Genomic DNA, 16,222 nt, shown 5'->3' with positions numbered 1-16,222 from the left:
CTCTATGAAATACATTTTCGTCACTGGCGGCGTCGTTAGCTCCCTAGGTAAAGGCCTCGCGGCTGCCTCTCTCGGCACGCTGCTCGAACACCGCGGCTTGAGCGTTGTGCTCCAGAAGTTCGACCCGTACCTGAACGTTGACCCCGGCACGATGAGCCCCTTCCAGCACGGCGAGGTGTATGTGCTCGACGACGGCGCGGAGACCGACCTCGACCTTGGCCACTACGAGCGCTTTACCAAGTGTACGCTGACCCGCCACAACAATCTGACCAGCGGCCAGGTCTACCAGAACGTGCTCGATAAGGAGCGCCGGGGCGATTACCTCGGCAAGACGGTGCAGGTGATTCCGCACATCACCGACGAGATCAAGGCTCGGCTGCACGAGCTGGAGCACGAGTGTAAATGCGATGTGCTCATTACTGAAATCGGCGGCACCACGGGCGACATCGAGGGGCTGCCTTTCCTGGAGGCCATCCGTCAATTTATCCTCGAAGTGGGGCCGCAGAACGCGATCATCATGCACGTGACGCTGGTGCCGTTCATCAAGGCGGCGGGCGAGCTGAAGACCAAGCCTTCGCAGCAGAGCATCGCCAAGCTGCGCGAGATCGGTCTCCATCCGCAGGTGCTCATCTGCCGCTGCGAACACCCGCTGGACGAGGATGTCCGCAAGAAGCTTTCCATGTTCTGCAACGTGCCGCTCCCGGCGGTCGTGGAGGCGCAGGACGTGGCCCATACGATTTACGAAATGCCGCTGATGCTTCAGCAGGAGTGCCTCGACAATACGGTTGTGAGCCTGTTGGGCCTCAAGGGCAAGGCCGCGCCGGTGGCCGATATGGTGAACTGGAAGAAGTTCGTGCAGCGGATTATCAGCCCGAAGAAGCGCGTGAAAATCGCGGTCGTCGGCAAGTACATCGAGCTTCAGGACGCTTACAAATCCATTTACGAATCCCTGACCCACGCGGCGGCGGCCAATGACTGCGCCATTGATCTCGTGCGCATCGACGCCGAGACGGTGACGGACGACGACCTGAGCGACGTGGCGGGCATCCTGGTTCCCGGTGGCTTCGGCGACCGCGGCATTGAAGGGAAAATCCGCGCGGCGCAGTATGCCCGCGAAAACGGGGTGCCTTACCTGGGGCTTTGTCTGGGGATGCAGATTGCCACGATCGAGTTCGCCCGCAATGTCTGCGGTCTCAAGGATGCGAACAGCACGGAGTTTGACGAAAAGACGCCGCACCCGGTGATTTCGCTGCTCGATGAGCAGAAGGAAGTGACGCAGCTCGGCGGCTCCATGCGCCTGGGGGCTTGGCCCGCGAAGGTGGTCGAGGGGACCCGCGCTGAGAAGCTTTACGGGGCAACGGAGATTTCCGAGCGCCATCGCCATCGCTATGAATTCAACCCGGCTTACCGCGAACAGATGATCGCCAAGGGGCTCGTGGTGGCGGCGACTTCGCCCGATGGGTCGCTGGTGGAGATGATTGAATTGAAGGATCACCCGTGGTTCCTGGCTTGCCAGTTCCATCCGGAGTTCCAGAGCCGTCCGAATCAGCCGCATCCGCTCTTCCGCGGGTTCATCGCGGCTTGTTTGGCGAATTTGAGCTAGGGCGTTTTCCCGCTCAGTTCTTCTTTACCGGTTTGGAGTGGCGCGTTCCCGAGTTTAGCTCGGGAACGAGGGGGAGAGGGGAACGTGCGTTTTTTTATGCGGCGTGGTTCGCGGTTTCGGTCAGCTCGATGGGGCGGCCGTTTTCAAGCGAGGGGCGTACTTCTGAACGCCATTTCCACAGGAGGTAGATGGCCGGGTAGACGAGCAGTTCCATGATGAATGAGGTGGCGAGTCCCCCGGCTAGCGGGGCGGTGACGCGCTTGATCATGTCGGAGCCTGTGCCGGTGGACCACATGATGGGCATGAGGCCGATGAAGGCGCAGGTGACGGTCATGAGTTTCGGGCGCAGCCGTTTGACCGCGCCGTGGACGATGGCTTCTTTCAAGTCGCCCAGGCTGCGCATTCTGCCCTGGCGCACGGCGTCGTTGTAGGAAAGGTCTAGGAACATGAGCATGAAGACGCCGGTTTCTGCGTCGAGGCCCATGAGGGCGATCATGCCGACCCAGGCGGCCACCGACAGGTTGTAGCCCAGCAGCCACATGAACCAGACTGCGCCGACCAAACTGAACGGGACGGCTGCCATGACGAGCAGGGTCTTGAATGTGCTCTGGGTATTGAAGTAGAGCAGGATGAAGATGAGGAGGCCGGTGATGGGGAGGATCATTTTCATGCGCTCTTTGACGCGCTCCATGTTCTCGTATTGGCCGCTCCAGAGGAGGCTATAGCCGGTGGGGAGCTTGACCTCTTCGCGCACGATGCGCTTGGCTTCCTCGACGTAGCCGCCGATGTCGCGGCCTGCGATGTCGACGAAGACGTAACCGGCCATCATGCCGTTTTCGTTGCGGATCATGGAGGGGCCGTTGAGGAGCAGGATGTCGGCCAGTTCGATCATGGGGACCTGGATGGGATTTTTCCCGCCGCGCACGGTGACGAGGATGCGCTGGAGCTGGTCGAGGTCCTGGCGCAGGTCGCGCGGGTAGCGGAGGTTGATGGAGTAGCGCTCCCGGCCTTCGATGGTGGTGGAGATGGTCTCGCCACCGACGGCGCTGAGGATGACGGCTTGGAGGTCCTCGACGGTGAGGCCGTAGCGGGCGAGGGCCTCGCGCTTGGGGACGAAGTCGACGAAGTAACCGCCCGCGGCGCGTTCGGCAAAGACGCTGCGGGTGCCGGGGACTTTTTTAAGGACGTTTTCGATGCGGCTGCCGATGGCCTGGATTACCTCGATGTTCGCGCCGAGGACTTTGATGCCGATGGGGGTGCGTACGCCGGTGCTGAGCATGTCGATGCGGCCTTTGATGGGCATGGTCCAAGCGTTGACGCTGCCGGGGATCTGGATGGCGTGGTCCATTTCGGCGATGAGTTCCTCTTGCGAGATGTGCTCGGGCCAGATTTGGCGCAGCGGGGCTTTGAGCCATTCGGGGAGGTAGCGGGAGTACCAGCGTTCTTTGGCGCGCCACTGTTCCTTGGGCTTGAGGACGACGGTGGTTTCCATCATCGAGAAGGGGGCTGGGTCGGTGGAGGTGTCGGCGCGGCCTGCTTTGCCGTGGACGGTGAGGACTTCCGGGAAGGACTTGATGAGCTGATCCTGGGTTTGCAGGAGTTTTTGCGCCTCGGTGACGGAGATGCCGGGCAGCGTCGTGGGCATGTAGAGGATGGTCCCTTCCTGCAAGGGGGGCATGAATTCGTGGCCAAGCTGGCGGTAGACCGGGATGGTGCTCAAGACGACGAGGACGGCGGTGGCGATGGTGAGCCGGGGGTGGTTGAGCACCCCGCGGCATGGGCGGTCGTAGAGTTTCATCAAGCGTCCGCTGACGGGGTGGTTTTCCTCGCGGGTGTAGCGGCCGACCAGGAGCCCGGTGGCGAGCTTTGCCAACCAGCGCGGGCGGAAGGTGAAGGGCTCGATGCGGGCAAAGAGCATCCGTACTGCCGGATCGAGCGTGATGGCCAGAAAGGCGGCCAGCAGCATCGTGAGATTCTTGGTGTAGGCGAGCGGCTTGAAGAGGCGGCCTTCCTGGTCGACAAGGGCGAAGACGGGCAGGAAGGCGACGGCGATGACGGCGAGCGAGAAAAAGACGCTGGGGCCCACCTCCAGGAGTGCCTGGAGCCGGACTTGGTGAAAGTCGCCTTTTTTGCCGTCGGCGATCCAGTGTTCGATGCGTTTGTAGGCGTTCTCGACCTCGACAATTGCGCCGTCAACAAGCACGCCGATGGAAAGGGCGATCCCGGCGAGGCTCATGATGTTGGAGGTGATGCCCATCAGGTACATCGGGATGAAGGCCAGCAGGACGGAGACGGGGATGGTGATAATCGGGATGATCGCGGAGGGGAGGTGCCAGAGGAAAAAGAGGATGACGCAGCTCACGACGATCATGGTGAGGATCAGCTCGTGCTTGAGGTTGGCGATGGAGTCCCGGATGAGGCCGGAGCGGTCGTAGGTGGTGAGGATTTGTACGCCTTCGGGCAGGGAGGGCTTGAGTTCATCGAGCTTTGCTTTGACCCGATCGATCACATTGAGTGCGTTTTCGCCGTGGCGCATGACGACGATGGCTCCGGCGGTGTCGCCCTCGCCGTTGAAGTCGGCCACGCCTCGGCGGAGCTGGGGGCCGAGGGCGACGGTGGCGAGGTCGCGCAGCAGGACGGGGGTGCCTTGCGGGGTGGTCTTGATGACGACTTTCTCAAGCGCGTCGGGGGTCTGGACGTAGCCCCGGGCGCGTACCATGAATTCCTTGCCGCTCCATTCGATCAAGCGGCCGCCAACTTCGTTGTTGCTCTTTTTGATGGCTTCGATGATTTCGACCATGCCGACGCCGTAGCTTTGCAAGCGGTTGGGATCGACGGTGACTTGGTACTGTTTCTGAAAGCCGCCGTAGCTGGCGACCTCGGCGACGCCGGGAACGCTCTGGAGGGCGTAGCGCAGGTACCAGTCCTGGTAGCCGCGCAGTTCGGAGAGGTCGTGCTTGCCGCTTTTGTCGACCAGCGCGTATTGGAAGATCCAGCCGACGCCGGTGGCGTCCGGGCCGATCTCGGGGTTGGCGCCCTGGGGGAGGGTTCCGGCGATTTTTTGCAGGTATTCGACGACACGGCTGCGGGCCCAGTAAATATCCGTGCCGTCCTCGAAGATGACGTAGACGTAGCTGTAGCCGAAGTCGCTGAAGCCTCGGATGGCTTTGACCCTGGGTGCGCCGAGCAGCGCGGTGATGATGGGGTAGCTGACCTGGTCCTCGATGATGTCGGGGCTGCGGTCCCAGCGGGTGGAGATGATGACCTGGGTGTCGCTGAGGTCGGGGATGGCGTCGAGGCGGATCTCGTGCAGGGAGAAGGCGGCGTAGGCGACGGCGGCCGCGATGAGGAAGATGACCAGCAGGCGGTTGTGGGCGCAGAAGGCGATGATGGGCTTGATCATGGCGGGCGGCGTCTAGGGGGTGGGCTGGGTAGCGCTCTTGGGAGCGATGGGCTCCCGGGCTTCGCCGCATTCGAGCATGGCTTTGCCAAAGTAGGGGTTCTGGGTCGGGCCCACGGGCTGGAGCCATTCTGCTCCTTTTTCGCCGAGCGCCATGGGGCAGGCTTGGTGGGAAAGTGGGGTGTTGCCGGGGGCTCCGAACTGGTGGGCGGCGGCGATGACGGCGCTGGAGAGGGGCTTGAATTGCTCGCGCGCTTTGTCGAGGCCCGGCGCGGCGGCCAGGGCCCGGGCGGCGGGAAGGGTGTCGATGGTGCGGGCGGCGTCGCGTGCTTTGTCGAGGTTGTCTGCGGCGAGGGATTCGTGGATTTTCAGGTAGGCGGCGAGGACGGTGGCGTAGTTGGCGGCGGTGATGGCTTGCGGCTCGGCGGGCGGGATGGTTGCCACCGCGTGCTGGTGGGGGACTTCGGGAGCTGCGGGAGTTGTCGGAGAGGGGCTGGCCATGGCCTCCAGGGCGGCTTTGAGGTTGGATTCGCTATCTACGAGGAAGTTGGCTGAGACGACGACGCGGTCGCCTTCGTGCAGGCCGCTGAGGAGTTCGTAATCGTCACCGCTGCGTACGCCGATTTGGATTTCGGTGGGGACGAGGTGGCTGTCGCCGTTGTCGCGGAAGGCGTAGGTGCGCTGGCCGCCGAACATGACGGCGGAGGCGGGGAGGGTCAAATTTTCGCCCAGGGGGTAGAAGAGCCGGGCGTCGCCGAACATGCCGGGCTTGAGGAGTTGGGCGGGGTTGGGGATTTCGAGGCGCGCTTTGAGGGTGCGCGTTTCCGGGTCTAGGGTGGGGGAGACGAAGATGACTTTCCCATCGAAGGATTTGCCGGGCCAGTAGGGGAGGGTCATGGTGAGAGGCATGCCGGTTTTGACGTTGGCGAGGTCGGACTGGTAGATGTCGGCGTCGCCCCAGACGGTGGAGAGGTCGGCGATGATCATGAGCGGGTCGCCGGGGGCGATTTTCTGGCCCGCCAGGACGTCGCGGGTGAGGACGATGCCGTTGGCGGGGGCGTAGAGGGTGAGGGTTTTCTCGACTTTGCCGGTGCGGGCGAGGGTGGCGATTTGCTCGTCGCTGATGTCCCAGAGCTCCAGGCGCTTGCGGGCGGCGGCGACGAGGGGATCGAGGGCTGCGGAGCCTTTTTCCCGAGCGCGCAAGGCGTTGAGGTATTCGCCCTGGGCGGAGACGAGCGCGGGGCTGTAGATGCTCAGGAGGGGGGCGCCTTTCTGGATTTCCTGGCCGGTGTAGGAGATGAAGAGGCGCTCGATCCAGCCGTCGACTTTGGTGGAGACCCGCCACTGGCGCGTTTCGTCGGCGACGATCCGGGCGGAGGTGCGCACTTCGCGGTTGAGGGGGCGTTTTTCGACGGTGCCGAGCTTCAGACCCATGGTCTGGCGGGCCTGGGGTGCGATGGAGACGACGGCCAAGCCGGAGACGCCGCTTTTCATGGAAACCGGGGTGGCCCCTTCGCCGATGGGGACGAGGTCCATGCCGCAGATGGAGCACTTGCCGGGTTTGTCGGAGATAACCGACGGGTGCATGGGGCAGTGGTATTTGGGGGCGGTTTTGGTGATGGCGGCAGGAGATGCGGCGTTCCCGGGAATAAAGCCGCTCCGGAGGGCTGCGGTGCCTGCGAGTGCAAGCACGATCCCCCCCGCAACAAGAAGGCCGAGCCACGGGAAGCGGCGGGGGGTGGGTGGCGGTGCGGTGTGGGATGTGGGCGGCTGATCCATAGGGTGGTCGGTTGATGGGTAGAACACCGCCGGAGGGAAAATCCCTGGAACTTTTTTTGCCGCGAGCTGCTGGCCAGGAGATTTGACGCGCCGCGTTCGGTGCCGCATTGCGTTTCGGGCGTTCGGTTGCGAATGGTGCGTGAATGGAACCGGATTTGGCCTCAGAGGCCGCTGAGCTGACGCAGGCCGCCCCCATCGCTGGGGCGGATAACGAAAAAGAACGCGAGAAGTCGGCGCTTCTCGAACAGATGGAAGGGGTTGAGGGCGCGGGCGAGGGAGACGAGGCGGCGGCCCCTCCCGAGCCCGCGCCGGAGGCGGTGGAGACGAAGGCGGCGGAAGACCCTGCGCTCGCCGAAGCCCGCCGGAAGGTTCGCGATGCCGTGGGGCGCGATTTTCCCGAGGCGCTGGCTGAGGGGAGCGACCTGGCCGCGGCTTGTCGCGAGGAGCTGGAGTATCTGCGCGAGGCGGGCAGCCCGCTGGCGGATGACCCCGAGGCGGAATACAAAATCGCACGGCGTATGTCGCGCCTGTTGGGGAAGGGTGGCCGGGCGGCCGCTCCGGAACCAGCTCCCAAGGCCGCAGCCCACCGTTCGGTGAGGCCGATTCCGGCGGGCGGAACGCCGGTGGAGTCTCCTGCGACGGCGCTTGAACGGCGCGTGGCCGGGGCGAAGTCGACGGGCGATATGTTGAGCCTCTTGCGCGAAATCGGCACTCCGTTCGAGGCGCTCTTGAAGCGGTCTTAAATTTTTTTCAATTCACGCCCGAAGGCAGCCGCCGACGGGTCCAAAACAACCAAACAACACAAGCATGGCAACACGAAATCAAATTACGGCGACCGGACTGGAAAGCTATCGGGCGGTGGCCTCAAGCAATGTCGGTCAGCTTTTTTCCCGGTTCATCGATCTCGCGGTGGAGGAGGAGGACTTCTTTTCTCTGCTCGAAGGTGACGAGAACTCGGATCGCCCGGTCTGGATCAAGACCGATCTGAGCAAGGGCGGCGGGGATAAAGTGTTCTTCAATACGATCGCTTCCCTCGGGGGCGATGGGGTTCACGGCGATGAGGTCCTCGAAGGCAACGAAGAGGCCCTTACCATTGGAAGCTATTCCTGCCAGGTCGACTTTATCCGCCACGCGGTGGGTCTGACCAAGAAGGATATTGAGTTCCTCTCCGCGGGCCGCAGCATCGAGGCCGCCGCCGCTCCGCTGGTGGCTACCTGGCTGGGCCGCAAGCGTCAGCGCGATATGTTGATGAAGTTCATCGCTTCGGCGGTGGGGCTCAATACGATCCGCCCGAACAATCGCGCGACCCGCGATGACTTGACGGCCAGCGATGCGCTCTCGACGGGCATCATCGGCCAGGCCAACGCCATTGCCTCTTCGCTGGGCGCTCGGCCGGTGAACATCATGGCAACGGGTTATTCCAAGGTGTTCGAATATCTCTTCCTCGCAACCGAGGATTCGCTGGCTCCGCTGGCCAATAGCTCGAGCTGGCTCCAGGCCCAGCAGAATGCCGGGGTGCGTGGGGATGAAAACGTGCTCTTTAGCGGCGGCTATACCCGCTGGAATGGCACGACGATCCTGCATCACAAGGTGGTCGATGCCGATACTCCCGGGCCGATTGGCAGCCCGCTTCTGCCCAAGGCGCTCCTGGGTGATGCGGTCTCGGCTGGAACCTCCGCCATTGCTCTTACCGGCGGCGGTCGCGCGTCCTCGGGCACGGCGAACAAGTACTTCGAGTGCTTCAGCGGCGCTCCCTACCGCTACCTGGAGAGCGACAGCGCGACGAGCACGGATACGAATACGTATTACGTAGTCGTTATCAATGTGAGCGGCGCCGACAAGGGCAAGTGGGGCTTCTACAGCTACACCGGCTCAGCCAATGACGGCAACAAGATTGCCATCACGAACCGACTCGCTTCTGCGGCTTCCGGTTCTGCCGTGACCACTCTGGGCGGCGTGACTTGGGACGCTTCGAAGAATACGACCGTGCATCCGACTGGGTCCGTGGTCCTCCAGGCCAACAAGAACGGCGTTCCGGTGGGCTACAGCGTTCTGATGGGCGCTGGTGCCGGGCTTCGCGCCTATGGTTCGCTGCGCCATGAGTTGGTGCAGAATACTTCGGATTACGGCCACCGGATGGGCTGGGCTTACCAGTCGATCTATGGCCAGCAGGTTCGCCGCGATTCCGGCATTTCCGGCAGCAATCAGCCGCGCGGCTATGTGCTTGTGGAGCACGCCGTGTCGGTCGCCAATGCGCCGACGCTCTAGGCGGTAGGGCTTTGCGTTCCCGTGCGCAGGGATTGGCGCGCGGGGGTTCTAGGATGGGTGAGGTTGAGGCGGCGGGGCGGGGAACGGATTTTCCCCGCCCCGCCAATCTTCGGGTTTGTTTTTCTGGATTACTCAATATGTATTTTTGTCTCGAAATTTTGGGCGAAAGCTCTTTTCACAAGTATCTCGTTCAGGCGGGCTGGAGCGGCAGGTCTTATGTGTTCCGCTATAACCCGCCGACGCAATCGCACGTTCGCGCGTACCGCCAGCTTGGCGATTACCTGGCCGAGCGGGTGGATGTTCACAAGGCGGCTAATGTCTGGCCGCTGTTGGGAAATCTGCTGCCGGAGGATCAGCTGGAGCCGCACGTTTTTGCGGATTCGCTGACGGAGGCGCAAAAACCGCAGGAACTGGAAATCGCCCCGGGCGCGAAACGCCGTGGCCGTGGCAAGGAGGTCTAATTTTTATGGCGCTGACTCTTCATGAACTGGGCCTTCGGCTCGCAAAGCATCTCGGCGTGACGGCGTTCGATGCGGGAGATGTTTCCAATACCAGCCCGCTCTCGCGCTCGCCGGCGCGGCCGGGGGATCTCGACGATATTGTGGCGTGCATTAACGGGGCGTTGCAGGAGATGTGGGTGCTGGCTCCGCGCGGGTTGCGGGCGCTTTACCCGGACCAATGCCCGGTGGTGACGGTGGCGGATGTGGGGTTGGTCGCTTCGGGGAACCCCGGGGTGACGCTGCTGCTACCCCAGGGGTGGGAGGAATCGGTGCTGCTGCCGCTGGCGCTGCGGCGGCTTTCCGCGCATCCCGATTTCAAACCGGCGGCGGGCAAGCCTGAAATCAAACGCCAGGCGGTGTTGGCGCTGCGTATTCTGGCGGGCCTTGACGGCTCCTCCGGGCCTGTCCCGGTCCACACGAATTTTCGTTAACTCTCTCTCTTTATTCTATGTCTCAATCTGTTCCATTTCGGTTTCCCACCCAGGACCCGAGCGACGTGGAGTTGGTGGTGGAGGTGCCGGTTCGCGCCGGGCTTTCGGTTGCCGGGACGTTCGAGGCGGAGGCGCAGTATGGCTCGCCCCATCCGAAGTCGCCGGAACACCGCTTGGTTTCCCAGGAGCCGGTGCCGGGGCGCAGCGGGGCGATTACCATGCGGCGGGTTTACCGGCGGCTGCCGGGGACGGCGCTCGTTGGTGAGGCGCTGCGCTCGACGAACTGGGGGGCGGTGACGTCGACTTCCAGCCAGGAGGTGCCCGTGGGCACGGCGGCGGATACGGGCCTCAACGTGCTGGAAAGCGTTGTGGAGCCCAAGGACGCCCAGGTATCCAGGAAAAAGACGACTTCGGTGGAGGAATGGCCGGTGTTGACCGAGCGTTCCGTGGAATCGCAGACCGGTACGCCGCTGACGACGACGCACACCATGGTGGCGGCGGGCTCGGCCTTGCCGGACGCCTCGCCGCTGACGCTGGAGCGCAAGCTTTCGGCGGTCAATAAGTGGCGCAGCATCCAAATCGTGACGAGCCTTGACGCGCTGCCTGCCTCGTACGTCGAATACCGGGAGAAGTCGGTGCGCTTTCCCGGGCTTTTCTACGGGTACGATACGGACATGGGCATTTCCAAGCGGGTGGCTTTTTCGCGTACGGTGGCGGCGCGGGTGGAGGTCAGCTTTTCCGAGAGCCCTGTGGAACCGGATCTCTACCTAATTAACATGGTGCAGTGGAACTACCCGGGCACTTTTGACTGCTCTGACGTGCTGACCAATGGCGAGACGGTCGTCTACGCCTACGACAGCAATATTTTGAGCCTCACGGTTCCGAAGAGCACCCCGACGCGCTCGGATTACGAGGCGCTGATTGGGGGCTACGTCACGCTTTACGGGTCCTGCGAGCGCTGGAAGGGGAATATCTGGCGCACGGAGCTCTGGAAGATCCGGCTGGCGTGACATGTTCTGGTTTACGACAGCCCACCCCCTCACCGGGGAGCCGCTGGAGGTGGAGGCGCTCTACGTGCGGCTCCGGCGGGGGGGGCGGGACGAATTTGGGCGGCTGAAGGAGCCCGACGAGCCCGAGGCGGTGATCGTGGATAGGGTGCTCGACAGGAGGGGGCAAGTGGTTGATTATGAGCCGATTAAATGCAGCCTGGAGGGCGATGCCTGGCGGGCCCTCTCCAGGGGGATGTGAACTTTTGCAAGAAAGCCCTTGTCAAGGGGCTCGCATCGTGGCACTTTTGCCGCCTTTCTTTTCGAGACGAATATGGCTTACGCAATTATCAAAACCGGCGGCAAACAGTACAAGGTCGCCACGGGCGATGTGATTGAAGTTGAGAAACTCGAGGCCCAACCGGGCACCGAGACCAGCTTCGCGGATGTTCTTTTCTACGCCAATGGCGCGGAGATCAAATCCGACGCGGCTGCCCTTAAGGGGGCCACGGTCGCCGCGGAAGTGGTCGCTCAAATTAAGGCTGACAAGGTGATCGCCTTCAAGTATCGCCGCCGCAAGGGTTACCACCGCACGGTTGGCCATCGCCAAAAACTGACGAAGGTTAAAATCACCGCCATCAACGCTTAAAAATTTAGTTTTATATGGCTCATAAAAAAGGTCAGGGCAGTGTAAAGAACGGGCGCGACAGCGTTAGCAAGCGCCTCGGCGTGAAAAAATTCGGCAGCCAGACTGTGGTTGCGGGCAACATCATCATCCGTCAGCGCGGGACGAAGTTCGTTCCGGGTCGCGGGGTGGGCATTGGCCGCGATTACACGATCTTTGCGCTGATCGAGGGAACCGTCCGCTTCGACCGCGAAGGCCGTCGCGTGAACGTCGATCCCGTCGTCGCCGCTTAAATAACAGGCCGATTTTTCAATCGGTAGACAAAACTTTAAACGCTCTGGTGAAAGCCAGGGCGTTTTTTTTGTGTGTCTTGCTCCTGCGCGGGGCGGAACTGCGTTTCAGGGGCTTTTGGGCAAAAAAAGAAGGCCGGAGGGTCGCTCCAGCCTTCTCGATGGGGTCTTTTTTTTTAAAGGAAGCGGACTATTTCTTCCTGGCGGGCTTGGATGCCTTGGCCGGTTTCTTGGATGCCTTAGTGGGCTTCTTGGCGGCCTTGGCGGGCTTCTTTTTGGCGGTTTTGTCCAGGTTGGTGCGGTGCTGGATCTTGCCGACCTTGCCGCTCTTGAAGTACATGGCGCGGATGGTCTCGTACTGCTCGTCGCGCTTGTCGAAGAGGCGCTTGGGCGTGCGCAGAGGGGCCTTGGTGAGGGCGTAGGCCGTGATCAGAGGCAGCGCGATGGTGGAATCCGTGTAACAGACCACGCAATCGGGGAGCGATTCCGGGTCCACCTTGCCCCAGCTGACCGCCTCCGAGGGCGTGGCGCCGGAGAGACCGCCGGTGTCGGGGCGGGCGTCGGTGCACTGGAAAAAGTAATCGTGACCGCGTTCCTCAATGCCCATGACTTCCTGAATCTGCGGCTCTGTCTGGAGCATGAAGTTCTTGGGCGAGCCGCCGCCGAGCAGAAAGACGCTGCTGGTATGCCCGCTTGATTTGGCGTCGTAAACGATGGCGGCGGTCTGGTTGACGTCGCGGTTGCAGTCAAATTGCAGCTTGGAATCGCGCAGCGACATGGCGGCGACGTTCATGCCGATGGACGAATCCCCGGGGGAGCTGGTGAACACCGGCACGCCATACTGGTAGGCGGCGCTCAGCAGGCTGGTTTCCTTGATGCCGAGGGCCTTCTCGCGCTCGTAAACGTAGCGGCCCAGCAGGTTGTGGAACTCATCGGTGCCCATCGTGCGCTGGAATTCCGGCCCCTGGATCACCTTGCGGACGAAGGCGTCCGTATCGAGGAGCACGTCGTAATCGAAGAGAATATCGTAAATGCGGATGATGCCCTCGCCACGCAGTTGCACGTCATCGAGGAAGGGGGACCCGGCGAAAAGATGCATGCCCAGGCCGTAGTGGAGATCGTGGTAGAGATTCGCCCCCGTGGAGATGATCCAGTCGATGAACCCGGCTTTGATCAGCGGGACGATGGCTGATTTCCCCAACCCGGCGGGAGTCAGGGCGCCGGTGAGCGACATGCCGATGGTGCCGTTGTCGGCGAGCATTTTTTCCACAAACAGGCGGCACCCTTCGGCGAGGCGGCCCCCGTTGTAAGCTTTGAAGGCGTTGTCGATCAAATCGGCGACGCGAACGTTCTTTTTGATGGGGTCGGGCAGGAGGCGCGGGAATTTCTTATTTAAGAGACTCATGCCGCCGAACGGTAGCTCGCTTGGCGTAATGGTCAATGCGAAAGCTGCTTACGGGAATTCTTTAGGAAAATAGCAACTTTTTCCGCGCATTTGGGGGACGTTGCACGAAATATTGGTAGGGGAGAACCGGAGCGCCCTTACCGTAATGATCCAAATTTTATTCCAGATGACTTTCGAAGCGTTTCAACACCTGGCCCGTCTATCCGTCGTGGGTGCCCTTGACCCTGACGAGGTGGAGCTATTTGAGGCCGGGCGCCGTCTTTACGGCGAGAAAGCGGAGGCATTTCTCAAGGAATGCCGCAGCCTCAACGCGGTATTCGCGCTGAGCCTCCAGCCGTGTGCGCCCGATCCGAAGACCAAAGCAAAGCTCTTCGAGCGCATCAGGGCCGCGGGCAAGCAGCAGACCGACCAGCCTCCGGGGGATATCAAGTTGACGATTCAGGAGGCGATCTCCGTGGTGATTCGCCGGTGAGAGGCGGATGCCCGGTCGGCCAGCCTCAGTCCTACCCCGGCTGTTTCTAGAAAACGCCTGAAAGGCTATTCCTTCGGCGTGCGGATGACGATCTCCACGCGCCGGTTGCGGGCCTGCTGTTCGCGGGTTCCCGTGGGCGGGTCGATGTAGTGCGAGCTGCCGAAGCCCTTGGTTTGGATCTTGGCCGGATCGAGCTTCATGTTCGTTACGAGCCAATCCTTCACCGCCTCGGCCCGTTTACGGCTGAGTTCCTGGTTGTAGTCCGGCGAGCCGAAGGAGTCGGTATAGCCCTCGATGCCAAAGGTCGAGCGCGGGTTGCGCTGGATGAGCGTGCCGAGCTTGCGGAGCGTCCCGATGGCATCGTCGCGCAGTACCGCGCTGTCGTATTCGAAAAGCGCGCCGCCGGGCATGTTCACCGGGGCCACGCTGCCTTTGAGGGGGCCGGATTGCGAGAGCAGCTTGTCGATATTGCTGTAACCCTCCGAGGCGGGGTCATCCCGGCCGTTCTCGGTGGAGTCCGGGACGCCGCCGCCCTTGCCCGCGGCGATCTTCGGCGCGTTCTTGGAGGCGAGCTGGTCGGTGATGGAGTCGAGCTCGCGGTTGAGCTGATCGCTGCTGGCGGGGCTGGGGATTTTCCCGGTTTCCACGCGCGGCTTGTCCGAGGTGATGGCCTTGGCGGCTTCGGTGCCCGCGGGCGTTTGCGGCGTGAAGCGGACGTCCGTGGGGAGGTTCTCCACCTGCGGCTTATCCTCAGCGGGGATGATCTTTGGCGGCGGTGTGGGCTGCTTCGGCCTGGGGGTTTCCGCGGGCTTGAGCAGTTCTTCATTAATCGTCACCTTCTTGACGGTGAACGGGCGCTGCACCAGGCGCTGGGTCCCCGGGGCGCTGAAGGCGAAATGCTCCAGCCGTTTTCCGGAAAAATACTCGTAGAGCAGCCAGTGAACCCCGAGCGACAGGACGAGGGCCAGCAGAAACCATTTACGGACGGAGCGGATTTCCTCGCTGGCATTGCGGTTTGACGTGGGTTCCATGGGCGGTGTTGGGGGAAATGATACACCAATTCGCCCCCGGCTCAATAGAAACACCCTGTTCTCGGGGCGTGAATGAGGTAAGGTATGGCCATGTTTTCTTTGAAACGCCTCAAGGCGTGGTTGCGGCAGGAAGCCCACCGGCTTATGAGGCTGCACGATACCCCTCATGCCATTGCGGGCGGGGCGGCGATCGGGATTTTCTTCGGGTTCACCCCCTTTATCGGGCTGAAAACGCTGCTGGGCATCGGCGCGGCGTGGGGCTTCCGGTGCAGCAAGGTCGCGGCGGCTATCGGGGTGGCGCTCCACGACGTCATCATCCCGTTCATGCCGGTCGTGCTCCGGTTCGAGTACGGCGTGGGGGTGTGGCTCCTATCGCATCCTCACCACTGGCCCGAGCACTTTAAAATCGACCACCTTCACATCCACCAGTGGCTTCACTGGGATGTTTTCGTGGAGCTGATCTGGCCGACTTTCCTCGGTTCGCTCCTGGTGGGCCTGCCGATCGCGGCGATCTCGTTTTGGGTGCTCCTCGGGATTGTCACCCGCGCCCAGGCCCGGCGGCTGGAGGGCGACGCGGCGGCGCTGGGGATTGATATCGAGGAAAAGTAACCGTCCGCTTTTATACGATTTACACAGACAAAAGGCATTAAGTCTCACGCAAAGCCGCAAAGGAGGCAGGTGCGTCTCTTCTTTGCGCCTTTGCGGCTTTGCGTGAGAAATTTTTACTCCCCTGCCGCAGCTTTCTCCCGGTCCCGCCATTCCCGGGACGTCAGTCCGCGCACGAGAAAGACCATTTCCCCCTTCGGCGGGTGGGCGGTGAAATGGGCCAGCAGCTCCGGAGCCAGCCCGCGCCGGTATTCCTCGAAGGTCTTGGAAAGCTCTCGGGCCACGCAGAGTTCGCGCCCTGGCAGAAAGCGCACGGCGGCTTCGAGCGTTTTGCAAAGGCGGTGCGGGCTTTCGTAAAAAACGCTCGTCTCGCGGCGGTTTGCGGCCGCTTCGAGTTCCCGCTCGCGCCCGCCGCTTTTCGGGGGGAGGAAGCCGCCGTAGTAGAACGCATCCGCAGGGAAACCGGACCCGATGAGCCCCGTGATGAGAGCGCTCGGCCCCGGCAACACGCTGTAGGGGAGCCCCTCGGCGATGCAGGCCGCGAGCAGCCGCGCCCCGGGGTCGGAGATGCCGGGCATTCCCGCGTCGGAGATAATCGCCACGGTTTCCTCCCGGCGAAGGCGCTCCATGAGCTCCTGTGTGCGCCGGGCCTCGTTGTGCTCGTGGTAGGAGATGAGCGGCGTCGTGATCCCGAAGTGCTGCGTCAAAATGGAGGAGTGGCGCGTATCCTCGGCGCCGATGATCGTGGCATTTTTAAGCACCTCCACGGCGCGTTGCGTCATATCGCCAAGATTGCCTATGGGGGTCGGGACCAAGTAAAGCATGG

The 16,222-nt window shown here is 62.4% G+C and carries 16 protein-coding genes; 11 read left to right on the top strand and 5 right to left on the bottom strand.

Annotated elements, in window-relative coordinates; genetic code table 11:
- Positions 1–4: 4 nt before the first annotated feature.
- Positions 5–1,603: a CTP synthase gene (locus B2828_RS00930; RefSeq protein WP_479631798.1), complete on the top strand. Its 1,599-nt coding sequence runs from the start codon at positions 5–7 to the stop codon at positions 1,601–1,603.
- A gap of 94 nt (positions 1,604–1,697) precedes the next feature.
- Here B2828_RS00930 and B2828_RS00925 read toward each other — a convergent pair whose 3' ends face one another.
- Positions 1,698–5,006: an efflux RND transporter permease subunit gene (locus tag B2828_RS00925; RefSeq protein ID WP_479631797.1), complete on the bottom strand. Its 3,309-nt coding sequence runs from the start codon at positions 5,004–5,006 to the stop codon at positions 1,698–1,700.
- A gap of 12 nt (positions 5,007–5,018) precedes the next feature.
- Positions 5,019–6,695, bottom strand: a complete 1,677-nt coding sequence (locus tag B2828_RS00920; protein WP_479631796.1) for an efflux RND transporter periplasmic adaptor subunit — start codon at positions 6,693–6,695, stop codon at positions 5,019–5,021.
- A gap of 230 nt (positions 6,696–6,925) precedes the next feature.
- On the opposite strand from B2828_RS00920, the gene B2828_RS00915 reads away from it, so the two are divergent.
- The 8 genes from B2828_RS00915 to rpmA all read left to right on the top strand — a co-directional run bounded on the left by B2828_RS00915 (position 6,926) and on the right by rpmA (position 11,885).
- Positions 6,926–7,525, top strand: a complete 600-nt coding sequence (locus tag B2828_RS00915; RefSeq protein WP_479631795.1) for a hypothetical protein — start codon at positions 6,926–6,928, stop codon at positions 7,523–7,525.
- Between the two features lie 64 nt (positions 7,526–7,589).
- Entirely contained in the window at positions 7,590–9,050 is a 1,461-nt protein-coding gene (locus tag B2828_RS00910) for a phage capsid family protein (RefSeq protein ID WP_479631794.1), read from the top strand.
- 218 nt (positions 9,051–9,268) lie between these two features.
- Complete coding sequence (locus B2828_RS00905; protein ID WP_479631793.1) at positions 9,269–9,511, top strand: hypothetical protein; 243 nt, start codon at positions 9,269–9,271, stop codon at positions 9,509–9,511.
- A 5-nt stretch (positions 9,512–9,516) separates the two neighbouring features.
- Positions 9,517–9,981: a hypothetical protein gene (locus B2828_RS00900; protein ID WP_479631792.1), complete on the top strand. Its 465-nt coding sequence runs from the start codon at positions 9,517–9,519 to the stop codon at positions 9,979–9,981.
- A 17-nt stretch (positions 9,982–9,998) separates the two neighbouring features.
- Positions 9,999–10,991, top strand: coding sequence for a hypothetical protein (locus B2828_RS00895; protein WP_479631791.1), 993 nt, complete (start codon positions 9,999–10,001; stop codon positions 10,989–10,991).
- A gap of 1 nt (position 10,992) precedes the next feature.
- The gene (locus tag B2828_RS00890) at positions 10,993–11,229 is read left to right on the top strand and encodes a hypothetical protein (protein ID WP_479631790.1); all 237 of its coding nucleotides are present in this window, start codon (positions 10,993–10,995) and stop codon (positions 11,227–11,229) included.
- A 72-nt stretch (positions 11,230–11,301) separates the two neighbouring features.
- Positions 11,302–11,616 (top strand): 50S ribosomal protein L21, encoded by a 315-nt coding sequence (rplU, locus tag B2828_RS00885; protein WP_479631789.1) that lies wholly within the window; start codon positions 11,302–11,304, stop codon positions 11,614–11,616.
- Positions 11,617–11,630: 14 nt separating this feature from the next.
- Entirely contained in the window at positions 11,631–11,885 is a 255-nt protein-coding gene (gene rpmA, locus B2828_RS00880) for a 50S ribosomal protein L27 (protein WP_479631788.1), read from the top strand.
- Between the two features lie 187 nt (positions 11,886–12,072).
- Here rpmA and B2828_RS00875 read toward each other — a convergent pair whose 3' ends face one another.
- Entirely contained in the window at positions 12,073–13,287 is a 1,215-nt protein-coding gene (locus B2828_RS00875; protein WP_479631787.1) for a homospermidine biosynthesis protein, read from the bottom strand.
- A gap of 145 nt (positions 13,288–13,432) precedes the next feature.
- Here B2828_RS00875 and B2828_RS00870 point away from each other — a divergent pair, with 145 nt between their 5' ends.
- A complete protein-coding gene (locus tag B2828_RS00870) occupies positions 13,433–13,759 on the top strand; it encodes a hypothetical protein (protein WP_479631786.1) in 327 nt (108 codons plus the stop codon).
- Between the two features lie 65 nt (positions 13,760–13,824).
- Here the strand turns inward: B2828_RS00870 and B2828_RS00865 are convergent, their stop codons facing one another.
- Complete coding sequence (locus tag B2828_RS00865) at positions 13,825–14,790, bottom strand: OmpA family protein (protein ID WP_479631785.1); 966 nt, start codon at positions 14,788–14,790, stop codon at positions 13,825–13,827.
- A gap of 90 nt (positions 14,791–14,880) precedes the next feature.
- Here B2828_RS00865 and B2828_RS00860 point away from each other — a divergent pair, with 90 nt between their 5' ends.
- Positions 14,881–15,399, top strand: coding sequence for a DUF2062 domain-containing protein (locus B2828_RS00860; protein WP_479631784.1), 519 nt, complete (start codon positions 14,881–14,883; stop codon positions 15,397–15,399).
- A gap of 113 nt (positions 15,400–15,512) precedes the next feature.
- On the opposite strand, the gene rsmI is transcribed toward B2828_RS00860, so the two are convergent.
- A complete protein-coding gene (gene rsmI / locus B2828_RS00855) occupies positions 15,513–16,220 on the bottom strand; it encodes a 16S rRNA (cytidine(1402)-2'-O)-methyltransferase (RefSeq protein ID WP_479631783.1) in 708 nt (235 codons plus the stop codon).
- Positions 16,221–16,222 lie beyond the last annotated feature (2 nt).

Source organism: Spartobacteria bacterium UBA695 (assembly GCA_002298145.1).
In the GTDB taxonomy this organism is placed as follows: domain Bacteria; phylum Verrucomicrobiota; class Verrucomicrobiia; order Chthoniobacterales; family Chthoniobacteraceae; genus UBA695.
The sequence above is the reverse complement of the archived record's forward strand: the minus strand, read 5'-3'. Positions and strand labels throughout refer to the sequence as shown.

Excerpts from the sequence above, each read along its gene's own strand:
- rsmI (WP_479631783.1), bottom strand. The coding sequence starts at position 16,220 with ATGCTTTACTTGGTCCCGACCCCCATAGGCAATCTTGGCGATATGACG.
- B2828_RS00930 (WP_479631798.1), top strand. The coding sequence starts at position 5 with ATGAAATACATTTTCGTCACTGGCGGCGTCGTTAGCTCCCTAGGTAAA.
- rplU (WP_479631789.1), top strand. The coding sequence starts at position 11,302 with ATGGCTTACGCAATTATCAAAACCGGCGGCAAACAGTACAAGGTCGCC.
- B2828_RS00900 (WP_479631792.1), top strand. The coding sequence starts at position 9,517 with ATGGCGCTGACTCTTCATGAACTGGGCCTTCGGCTCGCAAAGCATCTC.
- B2828_RS00915 (WP_479631795.1), top strand. The coding sequence starts at position 6,926 with ATGGAACCGGATTTGGCCTCAGAGGCCGCTGAGCTGACGCAGGCCGCC.
- B2828_RS00890 (WP_479631790.1), top strand. The coding sequence starts at position 10,993 with ATGTTCTGGTTTACGACAGCCCACCCCCTCACCGGGGAGCCGCTGGAG.
- B2828_RS00925 (WP_479631797.1), bottom strand. The coding sequence starts at position 5,006 with ATGATCAAGCCCATCATCGCCTTCTGCGCCCACAACCGCCTGCTGGTC.
- B2828_RS00870 (WP_479631786.1), top strand. The coding sequence starts at position 13,433 with ATGATCCAAATTTTATTCCAGATGACTTTCGAAGCGTTTCAACACCTG.
- B2828_RS00895 (WP_479631791.1), top strand. The coding sequence starts at position 9,999 with ATGTCTCAATCTGTTCCATTTCGGTTTCCCACCCAGGACCCGAGCGAC.
- B2828_RS00865 (WP_479631785.1), bottom strand. The coding sequence starts at position 14,790 with ATGGAACCCACGTCAAACCGCAATGCCAGCGAGGAAATCCGCTCCGTC.
- rpmA (WP_479631788.1), top strand. The coding sequence starts at position 11,631 with ATGGCTCATAAAAAAGGTCAGGGCAGTGTAAAGAACGGGCGCGACAGC.
- B2828_RS00910 (WP_479631794.1), top strand. The coding sequence starts at position 7,590 with ATGGCAACACGAAATCAAATTACGGCGACCGGACTGGAAAGCTATCGG.
- B2828_RS00860 (WP_479631784.1), top strand. The coding sequence starts at position 14,881 with ATGTTTTCTTTGAAACGCCTCAAGGCGTGGTTGCGGCAGGAAGCCCAC.
- B2828_RS00875 (WP_479631787.1), bottom strand. The coding sequence starts at position 13,287 with ATGAGTCTCTTAAATAAGAAATTCCCGCGCCTCCTGCCCGACCCCATC.